The following is a 16,100-nucleotide window of genomic DNA, read 5'->3' on the forward strand; positions in this document are numbered from 1 at the left end:
GTTCGTATATTAATATTCGCACTTACATTAAATCATCAAGCTATTGAAAATAAAACCGTTTTAAAGCTTAAATTTAATTTGCGATAGAGTATTTAATTAGCCCTTATAAGTAAGAGAAATGATATGGATACTTGGTCGGCCGCAGTGACCTTATTTTTAATTATGGATCCGCTAGGTAATCTTCCGGTTTTTATGTCGGTGTTAAAAACCATAGAGCCCAAACGCAGAAAATGGGTATTGGCACGTGAGCTAATTTTTTCACTCATTATCATGTTCACTTTTTTATTTAGTGGGCAAGTCGTATTAGATTTTCTAAATGTTCGCCAAGAAAGCGTTAGCATAGCTGGCGGTATTATTTTGTTTCTTATTGGGATAAAAATGATTTTCCCGCAACCTGGTGGCGTGTCGGGTTTGGCCCCAGGTGAAGAACCTTTTATTGTGCCTTTAGCTATCCCTATGGTGGCAGGCCCTTCAATTTTGGCGGCACTCATTTTATTAGCCAATCAAGACCATAACCGCATGTTAGACTGGTCTTTGGCATTAGGCGCAGCATGGTTAGCCTCGGCCATCATTTTAATGCTGTCGGGTAACTTACATAGGTTACTTGGCGAGCGTGGACTCACTGCTATTGAAAGGTTAATGGGCATGGTGTTAATTATGATTTCAATCCAAATGTTATTAGATGGCATTGGGCAATATTACTCGCTTTAACAAACACAGAATTGGAGCCATCTTGAATAAAAAATTAACTATTTTTCAGCAAGTTAGAGAATTAGAAGGCTGGCAGGCCGTGGCCTTTTCTGCCACTTTGCTTGAACGCATGTTACCTAACTACCAGCTATTTTGTGAGGTCACTGAATTTGCCGACCCAGCTCAGTACCGCAATAGCTTAAATGCGATTTGGGAATGGCTAGCCGTACCTAAGGCAAAAATTAACTTTAGTGCGCAACTAGAAAAAGTTGAAGAAGCTGTACCTGATGCCAAAGATTTTGACAATTATGGGGTCTACCCTGCCATAGACGTGGCCATGTCTTTATCTGCCACTATTCTGCTCATTCAAGGTGAAGATCCCCAAGGGGCGGTAGTAGTATCTAAGTTATCCCAAGGTGGAGTTGAAGCCTTTATTGAAGCCAGCGCTGAACAAGAGTTAAGTCCACAAGAAATTAAACAACATGCACTTATGCAATGGGAAATAGACACTCAGCAAGAGCTATTGGCACTGTTGGCTAGCCTGCCTAAATCAGCCGATACCTGTAAGCGTTTAAAACAGCTGGCGACTGCAGAAGGCATGAGTAATATAGGCATCGAGATCTCAACTTAGCCAGTAAACTGCCCTGGCTAATCATATCTTGTGGCTAGTATTAGCGAGTTCGTTGGTACAACCTAGACAAAATTTGGCTATGCTGCTTTTCTTTGATTAATTGCCAATTATCGGGCACCGCATAGTTTGCGCCTTGCCCTTCACATTCTATATATATCACCCCGTCTTCAGCCAAAAGCTGCTGCTGGGCAATAATATCGATAATTTCTGGCAGCATATTTTGATGAAAAGGTGGATCCAAAAAAATCAAATCAAATGCGTCTGTCAGTTGCCTTAACTTTACTTGCGCCTTGCCAACTTGCAGGCTGACTTGATCTGCAGTTAAGCTTAAAAGTTGAATGTTGTCTTGTAGTTTAACCGCGGCTTTTGGCTCAAACTCGATAAAAGTACAATGTTTGGCATACCTAGATAAGGCTTCAAACCCTAAGCCCCCGCTGCCAGCAAAGGCATCTAAGCAAATTGCATCTTGAGTAAAAGGTAATAACCAATTAAACAACATTTCTTTGTTTTTATCGGTAGTGGGTCTTAGCCCCTGTACATCTAGAACCGGCAATTTACGCCCACGAAAACGGCCGCTAATAATTCTGACACTACCGGATTTTTGTGAACGGTTAGACACAGGCTGATGTGATCGCCGTTTTACGCCTCGCTTCATTTGGTATAGAAATGCTAATATAGTGAACTTATACGAACAGTTTACCCAATTACCTAGGATTTCTCACCGGAATGTCAAAGTTTTTCAAGTGGCTTAAAAAAGATCCACAACCAGAAAAGTCGTCAGACACTACAGCAGCCCCCTCAAATAAAGCCGAGCTAGAGGAAAATGTCAGCCAACAAGCTTCTACTGACCAACCTAAATCTAGTGTGGTAGAGGAAGCTGAATCTGTTACTTCAGCGCAAGCAAATGAATTAGAGGTTGAACAGCCAAGCGAAGTAGCTAGTGTAGAAAAAACTCCAGATACGGTCCTTGAGCCAAACATCAGCACTGACAGCCAAGCTGAAATTGAGTCCACTTCCACTGCTGAAGCTAATATAGCTGAAACTCCTGAAGAATTACCTTCTCCCCAATCTGAAGAGACTGAACGTTTAGGTTTTTTTAATAAATTAAAACGCAGTTTATCTCGCACTAAAGAAAGCATAGGTAGCGGCATTGTTAGCCTGTTTCGTGGCAAAAGCATTGACGATGAGTTATTCGAAGAATTAGAAACTCAGCTATTAGTGGCTGATGTGGGAATGAACACTACCTTAAAAATCATTCAGCAACTAACCGAAAGCTCAAGCCGCCAACAACTTAAAGATGGCGATGCTTTATACCAATTATTAAAACAACAAATGGCCGATATATTACATAAAGTCGAAGCGCCATTAGACTTTTCAACCCAAGAAGGGCCTTTTGTTATTTTAATGGTAGGGGTTAATGGTGTGGGTAAAACCACTACTATAGGAAAAATGGCCAAGCAATTTCAGCAACAAGGTAAAAAAGTGATGTTAGCGGCCGGCGATACCTTTAGAGCAGCCGCAGTAGAACAACTACAAGTTTGGGGCGAAAGAAACGATATTCCTGTTGTGGCACAACAAACAGGATCAGACAGTGCCTCAGTTATTTTTGATGCCTTTCAGTCGGCCAAGGCGCGCAATATAGACGTATTAATTGCCGACACAGCAGGACGTTTACAAAACAAAGACCACTTAATGGAAGAGCTCAAAAAAGTGGTACGTGTGATGAAAAAAATCAGCCCCCAAGCTCCTCATGAAATCATGTTAACCTTAGATGCAGGAACCGGCCAAAATGCCGTCAGCCAAACTAAGTTATTTCACGAAGCCGTTGGATTAACAGGTATCAGTTTAACCAAACTAGATGGTACCGCTAAAGGTGGGGTAATATTTGCTATAGCCGACCAATTCGATATACCTATTCGCTATGTGGGTATAGGTGAAGGCATAGACGATTTGCGACCTTTTAACAGCCATGATTTTGTTGACGCCCTGTTTGCTGAACCCACAAATCAATCGCCAGGATCAGATTAACCTAAAGTTATGATTAAGTTTGAACAAGTCAGTAAAACCTACCCAGGCGGCCAACAAGCCCTTAGAAAAGTAGATTTTCATATTGAGCCAGGGGAAATGGCATTTTTAACTGGCCATTCTGGGGCGGGTAAAAGTACCTTACTTAAACTTATATCCATTATGGAAAGGCCAACAGTGGGCAAGGTGCTAATTAATGGCCATGATTTAAGCCTGATCGGTCGTAAACAAATTGCCTATATACGTCGTGATATAGGAATGATTTTCCAAAGTCATCAATTATTAATGGATAAAAGTGTGTTCGACAATGTGGCCCTGCCATTGGTGATTGAGGGTTATTCCCACAAAGAAATTGCCAAACGAGTGCATGCTGCATTAGAGATGGTTGGGCTAAGCGACAAAGTAAAAAGTTTACCCATAATGTTATCTGGCGGCGAACAACAACGCGTAGGTATTGCCCGCGCTGTAGTAAATAAGCCCCCCTTATTATTAGCCGACGAGCCTACTGGCAACCTAGATCCTAAACTGTCCATGGAAATCATTCGCTTATTCGAAGACTTTAACCAAGCTGGGGTGTCGGTATTTATTGCAACCCATGACTTAGGCTTGATTGCCAGAATGAAGTATCGCACCTTGACCCTTAAGCAAGGCAAAATGATTACCGATGGACTGAGTGAAGACCTACAGGATCCTGCGGATGATTTATATGTTTAAAGTGTTAATACTTTTCTCTTTGGCACTTTGTCCCATTTTAGGAGTAGTACTGTGAGCTTGCTGTTTAAGGGCCGTGTGCAAGGCGCGCAAATATCTAAAGTGTCGTTAATACAACGAGTTATGATGTTTTTTGTCAATCACTTTAGGCAAGCATTAGGCAGCTTAGGAGAGTTATGGCGAGCTAAAGCCGCTTCGTTAATGACAATAGGCGTACTTGGATTAAGTATTACCTTGCCCAGTACTTTATACGTCATGGTTAAAAATGCCGAAAACATTAGTTCAGGTTGGGAGCAAGCCTCACAAATTTCACTTTTTCTAAAAGACGATCTTAGCCAAGGTGACATAGACCAATTATTAAAACGTCTACAACTTTGGCCAGAAGTAGACAGCATTCAATACATTTCCGCCGACCAGGCTTTAGACGAGTTTAAACAATTATCGGGTTTTGGAGATGCTATTGCCTATTTAGATAAAAACCCTCTGCCCAATGTTATTTTAGTCACTCCCACCAGCTTACATGCCACTCCTGTGGCAGCACGTATATTATTAAACAAACTCAACGATGAAAGAGAAGTGGATTTTGGCAAACTCGACATTGAGTGGTTAGAGCGTTTACACGCCTTACTCGCAGTAGTGAAAGATTTAGTCACTGTCATTGCCCTATTGTTGTTTTTGGCTGTGGTACTCATTATTGGTAACACCATTAGATTAAATATTCTCAGTAAAAAAGACGAAATTTTAGTGATGAAACTGGTGGGGGCCACAGATGCTTTCATTCAAAGACCCTTTATGTATACAGGTTTTTGGTATGGCTTTTTAGGCGGCATGCTTGCTTGGTTTGCCGTAGTATTATTGTTGTGGTGGATGAGTAGCAGTGTTGAGTCGGTCAGCGAAGTTTACCAAAAAAGCATCAATCTAACCGGCGCAGACTTTAGTACCTTTATATGGATGTTAGCGGTATCTGTATTTTTAGGTTTAAGCGGCTCATTATTATCAGTAAGACGACATGTACGTGAAATTGAGCCTAAGTAGTAGGTTCGCAGTCTTTCACTAATAGCTTTTCTATACTCGACACACTAGCTTCATTCTTAGCAGGTTTAAGCTCTAAAAGACACGCTACTAAGCCGTATACAGCAAGGTTTTTAATGGGTGGAGTTTGTTCTAGCGACTTAAAAGCTGGACCAGCAGCAATAAAGATAGCCTGCATTAATGGGTGTTGATTGTCATAGCCGTGGGTTGCTCTAGCTCGCCCTGTTACGCTAATGGGTTGAGGTTTAGCAGCAGTATTGCTCAAATAAATAGACCATCCCGGATCGGCTAAAAGCATTAGGTCTGGACCTCTTTGAGGGTGATCTAACCGATAATGTTTTGGCATCTCCCCACGTTTGTAAGCCTTTAAGTTTGGATGTAGGTTTTTCACCTTAGCATAAACATTTTCTACCTGTTGTGGCTCTGCGTATACATACACAAAGGGCTCATAAATCGCTTTATTTCGATTCGACCAGGCTGGCACTATTAACTGCGAAAAATCCACTTTTTCAGTTAAGTTGATCACCTTTTCGTCGGCTAAATTAACCATGCCATGATCAGACACAACAATGAAGTTCACCTGCTCAGCTAAGCCTAAATCAGCTATGCCTTGGCGCAGGGTTGCAATATGCTGGTCTAAGTCTAAAAGTGCCTGATATTCTTGCTTAGAGCCTACTCCATAATCGTGGCTAGCTGAGTCAACACTGGAAAAATACAAAGTGACTAATTGCGGACGTTGTTCACTAGGCAGAGACATCCAGTGCAAAACTTCTGATACCCTTTGTGCATAATCTTTATTTTGATCATAGGGTTTTACAAAACTTGGGGATACTCCATCAATTTTCACTTCTGACCCCACCCAAAAGTAGGTGGCCGCTTTTACCCCTTGTTTTTCTGCGGTGATCCAAATGGGCTCCCCTGCCCACCAGCGCGGATCCGTATCATCTAGCCTATTGTTAAAAGTGCGTTGAAGTTTTCTGTCGTATGGTTTGTTTGAGGTCATACCATGCTGCTCTGGATATAAACCAGTGGCAATGGAATAAAAATTCACAAAGGTTTTACTTGGCATAACAGGCTGCATAGAAGTGGCTATGCCAGTATCAGCCAGCGCTTGTAAGTTAGCTAAGTGGTAGCGCTCAAGGGTATCGGCTCGCATGCCATCAATACCAATTAAAATCACAATAGGCGGTTTATCTTGCCCATAGGCGGGTTTACTTATAAAACCTATTAAACAGCCTACCAAGGCTAAATAACTAAACAACTTCATATTTAACACTGCTCATTATTAGCATTTTATTGTACGGCTTTGGTTACAACACCCTTAAGCTTAGCTTACTACTCTGCTTCGTTGTTAACTGTTGAGTCTGAAGTTTCTGCTGGTGTCACACCAACATGTTCAACTTCTACTCCATCAACCCGTTGCAAGCCTCGGGGTAACTTATTGCCTCTACGGCCTCTTTCACCTTGGTAATGTGTGAGGTCGGCAGCGGTTAAAGTCATGCCTCTTTTGCCTGCCAGAATTTTAACATTGGCGCCTTCTGGCACCACAGCTAAACATTTAACATACTCTTCTCTAGATTGAGCTTTGGCCGACGGAATACTGATCAATTTATTGCCTTTGCCCTTACCTAAACTCGGTAAGTCTCGTAGCGGAAACATCAACATCCGACCTTCATTCGAAATCGCTAAGCACCAATCAGATTTCACATCATGTACAGCTTGAGGTTGGATAATCTTGGCATTTTTGGAAAGCGACAAATAAGCTTTACCGGCTTTATTTTTGCTCACCATATCGCTGAATTTGCCAACAAAACCGTAACCTGCATCGCTGGCCATTAAATATTGTTGTTGATCTTGGCCCATTAAAATATGTTCGAGCTTTTCGCCTCCAACAATATTAAATCGCCCTGTGAGAGGTTCCCCCTGACTACGTGCTGAAGGTAAACCATGAGCATCACAAGAAAAGGCTCTGCCTGAGGAATCTAAGAACACCACTTGCTGATTACTGCGCCCTTTAGCGCTGGCCTGATAATTATCGCCAGCTTTGTAACTTAAACCTTGTACATCAACATCATGGCCTTTGGCACAACGCGCCCAGCCTTTTTCGGATAACACTACTGTCACCGGCTCAGATGGAATTAACTCTTTTTCGGATAGAGCTTTCGCCTCGCCTCTGGCCACTATAGGAGAACGCCTGTCATCACCGTATAGCTCAGCTGCAGCCAATATTTCTTTTTTGATTAAGGTTTTTAAACGTTGATCTGAGCCTAACAAAAGCTGCAATGCATCACGCTCTTTGGCTAATTCTTCTTGTTCGCCAGTGATTTTCATTTCTTCTAGCTTGGCAAGATGGCGTAGCTTTAATTCTAAAATAGCTTCGGCTTGGATCTCAGATAAATTAAAGGCATCAATTAAAGCTTGTTTGGGTTTGTCTTCATATCGAATAATACGAATGACTTCGTCTATATTCAAAAAGGCGATCATTAAGCCTTCTAAAATATGCAACCTAGCCAGCACTTTATCTAGTCTAAATTGCAGCCTGCGCACCACAGTATCTTTTCTAAACTTCAACCACTCAGTTAATATCATGTGCAAGTTTTTAACTTGTGGTCGGCCATCAAGGCCAATCATATTAATATTAACTCTATAGCTTTTTTCTAAGTCTGTGGTAGCAAATAAATGCTGCATTAACTGCTCAATATCTACCCTATTTGAGCGCGGAGTAATTAATAAACGGGTAGGATTTTCGTGATCTGATTCGTCACGTAAATCACTGACCATAGGCAGTTTTTTAGCCTGCATCTGGGCCGCAATTTGTTCTAATATTTTACCGCCCGAAGCTTGGTGTGGCAGAGCAGTAATAATGATATCGCCGCTTTCTTCGGTATAAACCGCACGCATTTTAATCGAGCCACGGCCGCTTTCATAAATTTTGGCAATGTCTGCCTTAGGGGTAATAATTTCAGCATCTGTGGGGTAATCAGGCCCCTGCACAAATTCTAAGAGTTCGTGTAACTCGGCTTTACTATTGTCTAATAAATGCGCACAAGCATTGGCAACTTCACGAACATTATGCGGAGGGATATCGGTCGCCATACCTACAGCAATACCGGTAATGCCGTTTAATAATATGTGCGGTAATCGAGCCGGTAGCACTTTGGGCTCGTCTAGGGTGCCATCAAAGTTGGGTTGCCAATCGACTGTACCTTGTCCTAGTTCAGTTAATAATACTTCACTAAATTTAGACAACCTAGATTCGGTATAACGCATAGCAGCGAAAGATTTAGGATCGTCTGGTGCCCCCCAGTTACCCTGGCCGTCAACTAGAGGATATCGATAAGAAAAAGGCTGAGCCATTAACACCATAGCTTCGTAACAGGCTGAGTCACCATGAGGGTGAAATTTACCTAATACGTCACCTACTGTACGGGCTGATTTTTTATATTTAGCCGCATTATTTAAACCCAATTCCGACATTGCATAAACAATACGTCTTTGTACGGGTTTTAAACCATCACCAATATGCGGTAATGCTCTGTCCATAATCACGTACATGGAATAGTTTAAATAAGATTCTTCGGTGAATCGACGCATGGTTAATTGTTCGATACCGTCTTTATTGATAACTGTGTCTTGGCTCATGTTGGGATTTTTACCACTTATTCTTGTTTTAAGTTACAGCCCGATAATCGGGTAAATTTATCAAATGCTTAGCTGATGAATAGATTACCTCATAAATAGGCTTGATTACATCATGCAAATTCAATTCTCTTGGTAACTTTAACCTTTGATGATTGCCTTTAGTAATAGTCGAATGGTTTAATGCGGGTATTCATATCATTTTTAATGGGTAGTAGTGTTGATTGTTGCAAATAGATTTATCATTTTGTGTTGCTTAATATTTTCTACATTAAGTTTGGCACAAAGCAATGTGCAACTCATTAGCACTGAAGAATCCGTTCGCTTAACCCCTCAACTCAATGTTTTTCACGAGTTAACCACTGCCCTCTCACTAGATGAGATAAAACATCATTTAGGCGAGTTCACTTGGCAGCCCAGCTCAAACCCCAATTACGGTTTTTCGCAACAAGGTGTTTGGTTGCATGCTTCTGTCAGCAATATTACTGAGCATAACCAATGGGTAATAGAAGTGGCCTATGCTCAACTTGAAAAAGTCGATATTTACTTGTTAGTTGACCAAGAACTAGTGGCACAGTCCTCGCAAGGCAAGTATAACTCAACCCCTTTATATCGTTTTCCCACCTTAGAAGTCACTTTGCCTTATGGGCAAGTCATGGACATTTTTATTCGGGTAGAAAATCAACAATCTGCTTTGATTGCACCAGTTAATATTTTACCCGGCGCTTTATATGCCAAAGTGAACTTGTATGACAACCTAATGTGGGGGCTATTTTATGGCGGCCTGATCATGTTGGCCTTGTATAACTTTTTACTGTTTAAAGAAAATCAAGAACACAGTGTTTGGCTGTATTTAGGCTATGTTTGTGCCGCAGTGTTGTGGCTATTTATCTGGGAAGGACACTTTCAATTAGTGATGCCAGACAGTGTTAGCCATTGGATTGCCAAACATACAGATTTAGCATTTGTAATGATGGGGATATTCGCTGGTTTATTTACCTTACTGTTTTTAGAAACCAGCCTGTCTGCATCTATATCAGGGTTTTACATTAGAATAGCTATTGCCAGTTTGACTGTGCTGGGCATTCTGTCGGTATTAAATGTGCTGCCGCCTATTTGGCAAAGCAGCTTAGTGTACTTTTTTGGCATGTTTGCCATTACTACCTATAGCTACGCAGGCTATGAAAGCAGCAAAAGTAATTTTCATGCCGCGCGCTATTTTACCCTCGCATGGATGCTTTTTGGGTTTTGTGCCTTTGTGGCCTTATTGGCTGTGTTAGCGATATTTCCCACTAATTTTATTACCACTTATTGTTTTCATTTTGGGGTATTTATCCAAGTGGTGTTGTTTTCTGTGGCCTTGATGGACAAAAGCCGCCACCAACTCGAACTCGAAGTTGAGCAAACCACAGAAGACTTACGTAACAATATTGAACTAGTAGAAGAACAAAACGTGCGGCTCGACATTGCCCGTAAAGATGCAATTGCCGCCAGTAATGTTAAATCACAGTTTTTGGCCAATATGAGTCATGAAATTCGTACTCCATTAAATGCCATTTTAGGCTTTAGTAAGGAGCTTCGCTCTGATGCTTTGCCACCAGAAAAACAAGAACAAGTGAGCATTATTAATGCCGCAGCCGATAATTTGCTAAATATTGTGAACGATGTTTTAGATTTTTCTAAAATAGAAGCGGGCAAATTAAAAATTAATAACCATCCTTTTTCACCCAATGACATGCTTGAAGACTTAGTCAGCATCATGGCCAAATCTGCCCATCTCAAGCATTTAGAGTTTATTTATAATGTTGAACCTTTACCGGAAAAACTCATAGGTGATAGTTATCGTATAAAACAAATACTAAATAACCTGCTCGGCAATGCCTTAAAGTTTACTGATCATGGTTTTATTAGTTTATCTGCCTCGGGTAAAACTCTTGAGCACGGCATATACGAAATTGAATTAAAAGTTGAAGACTCTGGTATAGGTATAAGCCGCCAAGACCAACGCAAGTTATTCGCTGCTTTTTCGCAAGTAGATGACGCTTTAAACCGTTCTTATCAAGGAACAGGCTTAGGCTTAGTGATCTGCCAAGAATTGGTCAAACTCATGCGCGGTGAACTTAGTTTGTCTAGTACACCTAATATTGGCAGTGTATTTACTGTGACCATTCGCGCCAACTTGTTAAATACCAACCTTTCGTTAAAACCAGACAGCGAATGGTGCGATAAAAATGTCATTTATTTTGATCCCAACCCCATGTCTCGCCAATGTGGCAGCAAAATATTAAGGCATTTAGGGGCCAATATTATTGGGGTGGAATCTTTGGCCTATTTAAAATCCATAGAACAACACTCAGATATAGTATTTGTCAGTGTACCGGCCAGTAGAGAAATTATGCTACCCAGTATTCTCGAAGCCACCAGACACCTAAATGCAGATAACTTTGTGTTGCTTTACTCTGGATTAGAATCTTTTTCTATGCGCAGTGATTTGTCGCAATATTTTTCACATAAAATTCGGATGCCTTTAACCTTAAATAAACTAACCAATATTAATCGTACCCCAGAAGACAGCACCAGCGACAAACTGCATAAAAGGTTAATGTCTTTACCTACTGCCAAAGTACTAGCAGTAGATGATATGGAAATAAACTTAAGACTACTAACCACTTGGTTAAAAAACACACGACTGCAACTTACCTTAGCCTACAGTGGCCACGATGCAGTAGCCCAGTGCCAAGAAAATGAGTTTGATTTGATCCTTATGGATGTACAAATGCCTAATATGGATGGGTTAGAGGCAAGTAAATTAATTAGACAAACCGAGTTAAACTTAGGTACGCCTATCATAGCGGTAACCGCTCATGCCTTTAAAGAAGAACAAGACAGACTATTGGCATCAGGCATGGATGATTATTTGCCTAAACCTATAAACTTATCTGATCTGATCGACTTAATAAAACGTTGGTGCCAAGTAACAGAGCCAGTTGAAGATAATAAACCTGCATTTGATTGGACCTTGGCCCTTAAACGCGCCAACCAAAATCAAGAAGCGGCTAAAGATATTTTACAAGAATTTGTTAAACAACTGCCTAGCTTAGTGGATAAAATTGTTAGTGCAGGCCAACAAAACCAAGATCAATTAATGCAAGAAAAAGTGCATCAACTACATGGGGCTTGTTGTTATACAGGTGTGCCTAAACTTCATGCATTGTGTAATGAAATGGAAACTGCGTTAAAAAATAATCAAGCTGCCATTGCTAAACTTAGAGTAGAGAAATTAAAAACCGCGTCTTTAGACATATTATCCGAAGTTAGTCAGGCCAAGATCTTTGACTAACCACTTGCTGCTGGCATTGTTTAAGAAGCTCGATAAAATCTTGCTCGGGGCGGTCTAATTCAGCACTGGCAACAAAAATATCATAACCTAATCGCTGCCTAAGCTTTAACATGCGATTGGCAAACATAGCTTGGATCCCAGAATAGGTTTTACCATGTTGGTCTTTATACTGGTCATCTTCAAGTAAATCATCACCATAACATTGACCTGTTTGGCATTGGGAGTTATTGCCTTGTAACAATAATGGTCTTTGCTCCATTAAAATATTACTCATTAAACGTGGCGAAATGTGCTCTAAAAACGCCGAATAATCTTTAAGTTTAATGCCTACCATATCCAAATTTTGCAAGCTACCGGCTTGATATATAGTGGGTCGATCAATGCGCTGAATGTTGTGCCAGTCTAATTGCCACTGTCCAAACCTATGCTGATAGGTCAAAGCTGAGCGGGTAAGACAAAAGCTAAATTCTGGTTCACGGTATTTAACCCAGGCCAAAATAAACGCCACTATCGACAAACTAATCAAGAATATGCCTATTAGATAATAGTCATTTGGCAATACCAACAAAGATAGCTTGCCTAAAGCCAAGATAATGATTCCAAACATCGCACTAACTATCACATTGCGTTTAGCTTGGCTTTTAATTTGAATGATATCTTGCATTATCCCCACAACCATAAATACAGCAAACAAACAAAAATAGCCCAAATGAGCATGGCTCTATACCTTTTGCATTTAATACAATCTGTGTGCCACCAGTTAAACTTTGATTGTTTTGCCACTTAGCTGTGCTCTTAAAGGATTTTTCGCTTGGGCTTGATCCTAGCGCGGCAAAAGTCGTATTTCTAGTTAATAAGCCGCTTGTCTTTAAAAGATAAAAGCTTTCCCTAAAAAAACCTATAGATTAAAAATCTACTTGAACAATCATCCCCTAAGGTTAACACTGAGAGCCAGTATTAAGAGACATCTAGATGACGTGCCTGCCCAATATGAATAAAGTTTGTATCACATTTTTATTAGTTTGTTTGACCTGCATAAGCCTGCCTGGCTTGGCGAACAGTCAAGCAGCTTTATGGCAAACTAGCTTACCCAAACAAGCCTTCTCGCCGCATCTAGAAAAGCGTACTGCAGCAAAAAATATTAGACGCATTCAGGTCAATACTAAGGTGCTTGAAAACACTTTTAGAGAAGTCAATCAGTCTATTAACCTTAGGCTACCTTTGCCAAATGGAGAGGATATAACGATCCGTTTAACTCCCTCAGCTATTTTATCTGCAGATTTAGCCCAAAAATTTCCGCATTTTATGACCTATAAATCGGTACAAATTGGCGCAGAACATAACTTTGGTCGCTTTAGCATTAGTCATTTAGGCTTATTTGGGATGTTTAAATATCAAGATCAATGGATGTTGTTGTCGCCTGAGTTTACCCATAACACTGAGCAATACGCTAGTTATTGGTATAAAGACCAGACAGCTAGCCAACCCAAAGCAAACTTTAAAGATGCGATCTTAACGCCACCCCAAAGCCCGTTTTTACCTCAGACTGCGCAAAAGTCGGCAAATACAACTGGAGATAGCATACGGACTTTTAGATTAGCCATTAGCACCACCGCAGAATATACCCAACAATTAGGCGGCACAGTAGATTCGGTGGTGGCTGAATTGATGAATTTGGTCAACAGAATAAACCAAATTTTAGAGATTGATTTAGCTATCAAATTTGAGTTGGTGGATAACCAAGACATTATATTTTTTGATGCAGAAACTGACCCTTTTACCAATTCAGACGCATCCAGTGATATAGAAAGCAATCAGCAAGCCATAGACAATGCAGTTGGCAGTCAAAATTATGATATTGGGCATTTATTAAGTACCAATGGTGGGGGCTTAGCTTATGTGGGAGTTATGTGTAACCCTCAATTTAAAGCCCAAGGTTATACTGGCTTAAGTCGGCCTAAAGGAGAAAGATTTTACATTGATTTAGTGGCGCACGAACTGGGGCACCAGTTAGGAGCTAAACATAGCTTTAACGCCGAAGACTCTGGGAGTTGCCAAGACTCAAGGAGTGACCAAGCCGCGTATGAACCAGGTAGTGGTTCCACTATCATGGCTTATGCGGGGATTTGTGACGAACAAGATCTGCAGGAATTTAGTGATCCTTATTTTCACGCTAGTTCTATTCAAGCTATTCATCAACATATAGCTGGGCTTTCTAGTCAAAATTGTGGCGTACAACAAAGTACAGGTAATCAAGCCCCCGAAATCCAACTTGCCCAACAAAGCTATAGCATTCCCGCCCACAGCCCATTTGTTTTACAAGGCGCGGCAACAGATGCAGACAATGACCCATTAACTTATAGCTGGGAGCAATACAATAATGGTGGAAATACTGGCGCCACTCACAATGCCAGTGAGCTCAATGCTGATAATGGTAGTAATCCACTATTTCGTTCATTTAGCCCAATAAATACCCCTGAGCGCTATTTCCCTAAACTAGAAGATGTAATCAAGCAAAGCACCAGTATTGGTGAAACCTATGCCACAACCGAGCGTAATCTGCTATTTAGATTAACCGTGCGCGATGGCCATGGTGGGGTAAGCCATCAGGATACCAGTGTGGCAATTAAAGCTAATTTGACATCTTTTAATATTGATTCGCCTGTTGCTTGGCAGGGTTCAAATACAGAAAGCATTCATTGGCAAATTGGCGATACTCAACTTAGTCCAATCAACTGTGCCAAAGTTGACTTGTTATTAGATACCAATAACCAACAAAAATTTGCTATTAGCTTAGCCTCAGCCATAGATAACGACGGGCAACACTCCATTACTGTGCCAAATATTAACAGCGACATATCTAGGCTAATGTTGAAATGTTCTGACAACATATTTTATGCCATTAGCCCTACTGCTTTTCCCATCATTGCAGTTGAACCTAGTGCTCCAAAAATTGTAGGTCAGCAGCCAGTTCAATTCGCCGAAGACAGTGAGCGAGAAATTGTCTTGCAAGACCTAATAGTGGAAGACCCCGACTCTAGCTACCCAGAAGACTTTAGTTTGAGAGTGATGGCAGGGGAAAACTATCGGGTTGCACTGCAAACTGTGATACCTGATGAGAATTTTAACGGCAGTTTATCGGTGAATGTGCTGGTTAATGATGGTGATAAAGACAGCAATGAGTTTGCTTTACAAGTGCAAGTCACCCCAATAAATGATGCGCCGCAAGCGCTAGACGATAGCTTAACTGTGCAGCAAGACAGTTCACAGGTGAGTATAGATGTATTGGCAAACGATTCTGATATTGATCAAGATGAATTAACACTGATGTCTTTTTCCTATGCCGGACAAGGCACAGTGAGCATCAGTCAAGGCTTGTTGCTGTATACCCCAGCGGCAGGTTTTTCTGGCAGTGAAACTATCACTTATACCGTTAGCGACGCCGAGTTAACGGCGCAAGCTAACTTGACTATTAACGTGCGAGCGACAGTTGTCAGCGGGACTGATAGTAGCAGTAGCTCAGGTGGCAGCTTAATTTGGCTGACTCTATTAGCCGCCTTAACCTTAGTCGCCAAGTCCTTAACTAAAGTGCGTATAAAATACATAATCTTAATTGTTAGTACTAGCCTGTTAACGGCCTGCGCTGAGTCTAACAAGCAAGTTAACTTGCCTTATTCAGATGCCAAAAGCGATGCCCAAGTTGCAATTAAAAATCGCCAATTTGCCTTGTTAACTTTTGCAGGCAGAGGACAGACCCCTCCCGGAATAGAGGCCAAACATGCAGAGTTAAAAGCACTATGTGGTTACCAAATATTACCTAATAGCAGCGATGCCTTAACCTCTCAAAAGCAGCATGAGCAGCGCAAGGCGCTGTATCAATATGCCGTCACCTATAATACTTTGGTAGCCGCAGCTTGCTTAGCAGCCCAATAGACTAAAATGCTAGAACTTTTGTGACGAAATTATTGCTAGAAAACAAGACGCGCAGATAACAACACTTTATAATCCACCCAAATTACCACCACTTACTTA

General features: G+C 41.1%; 11 protein-coding genes. 7 read left to right on the forward strand and 4 right to left on the reverse strand.

Annotation, left to right across the window (positions count from 1 at the left end):
* Positions 1–123: 123 nt before the first annotated feature.
* Both ACVCDT_RS01325 and ACVCDT_RS01330 read left to right on the forward strand, forming a co-directional pair.
* Complete coding sequence (locus ACVCDT_RS01325) at positions 124–711, forward strand: YhgN family NAAT transporter (RefSeq protein ID WP_447130937.1); 588 nt, start codon at positions 124–126, stop codon at positions 709–711.
* Positions 712–730: 19 nt separating this feature from the next.
* On the forward strand, positions 731–1,321 hold the full coding sequence (locus tag ACVCDT_RS01330) for a YjaG family protein (RefSeq protein ID WP_447131267.1): 591 nt from the start codon (positions 731–733) through the stop codon (positions 1,319–1,321).
* Positions 1,322–1,361: 40 nt separating this feature from the next.
* Here ACVCDT_RS01330 and rsmD read toward each other — a convergent pair whose 3' ends face one another.
* Positions 1,362–1,976, reverse strand: coding sequence for a 16S rRNA (guanine(966)-N(2))-methyltransferase RsmD (gene rsmD, locus ACVCDT_RS01335; RefSeq protein ID WP_447130938.1), 615 nt, complete (start codon positions 1,974–1,976; stop codon positions 1,362–1,364).
* Between the two features lie 71 nt (positions 1,977–2,047).
* Between rsmD and ftsY the strand changes: the two genes are divergently transcribed.
* From ftsY to ftsX, 3 genes are read left to right on the forward strand one after another with little or no spacing between them, the layout of a single operon-like run.
* Complete coding sequence (ftsY, locus tag ACVCDT_RS01340; protein ID WP_447130939.1) at positions 2,048–3,349, forward strand: signal recognition particle-docking protein FtsY; 1,302 nt, start codon at positions 2,048–2,050, stop codon at positions 3,347–3,349.
* Between the two features lie 9 nt (positions 3,350–3,358).
* Positions 3,359–4,060, forward strand: a complete 702-nt coding sequence (ftsE, locus tag ACVCDT_RS01345; protein WP_447130940.1) for a cell division ATP-binding protein FtsE — start codon at positions 3,359–3,361, stop codon at positions 4,058–4,060.
* A gap of 51 nt (positions 4,061–4,111) precedes the next feature.
* Positions 4,112–5,092 (forward strand): permease-like cell division protein FtsX, encoded by a 981-nt coding sequence (gene ftsX / locus ACVCDT_RS01350; protein WP_447130941.1) that lies wholly within the window; start codon positions 4,112–4,114, stop codon positions 5,090–5,092.
* Here ftsX and ACVCDT_RS01355 read toward each other — a convergent pair.
* Together ACVCDT_RS01355 and parC are read right to left on the reverse strand one after the other, a co-directional pair.
* The gene (locus ACVCDT_RS01355) at positions 5,085–6,356 is read right to left on the reverse strand and encodes an alkaline phosphatase family protein (protein ID WP_447130942.1); all 1,272 of its coding nucleotides are present in this window, start codon (positions 6,354–6,356) and stop codon (positions 5,085–5,087) included. The genes ftsX and ACVCDT_RS01355 overlap by 8 nt on opposite strands.
* A gap of 68 nt (positions 6,357–6,424) precedes the next feature.
* Positions 6,425–8,731 (reverse strand): DNA topoisomerase IV subunit A, encoded by a 2,307-nt coding sequence (parC, locus tag ACVCDT_RS01360; protein WP_447130943.1) that lies wholly within the window; start codon positions 8,729–8,731, stop codon positions 6,425–6,427.
* A 289-nt stretch (positions 8,732–9,020) separates the two neighbouring features.
* Here parC and ACVCDT_RS01365 point away from each other — a divergent pair, with 289 nt between their 5' ends.
* On the forward strand, positions 9,021–12,068 hold the full coding sequence (locus ACVCDT_RS01365) for a hybrid sensor histidine kinase/response regulator (protein ID WP_447130944.1): 3,048 nt from the start codon (positions 9,021–9,023) through the stop codon (positions 12,066–12,068).
* Here ACVCDT_RS01365 and ACVCDT_RS01370 read toward each other — a convergent pair.
* Complete coding sequence (locus ACVCDT_RS01370) at positions 12,043–12,732, reverse strand: DUF2982 domain-containing protein (RefSeq protein ID WP_447130945.1); 690 nt, start codon at positions 12,730–12,732, stop codon at positions 12,043–12,045. The genes ACVCDT_RS01365 and ACVCDT_RS01370 overlap by 26 nt on opposite strands.
* Before the next feature lie 308 nt (positions 12,733–13,040).
* Between ACVCDT_RS01370 and ACVCDT_RS01375 the strand changes: the two genes are divergently transcribed.
* On the forward strand, positions 13,041–16,001 hold the full coding sequence (locus tag ACVCDT_RS01375) for a reprolysin-like metallopeptidase (protein ID WP_447130946.1): 2,961 nt from the start codon (positions 13,041–13,043) through the stop codon (positions 15,999–16,001).
* Positions 16,002–16,100: the final 99 nt, after the last annotated feature.

This window comes from Paraglaciecola aestuariivivens (assembly GCF_052983255.1).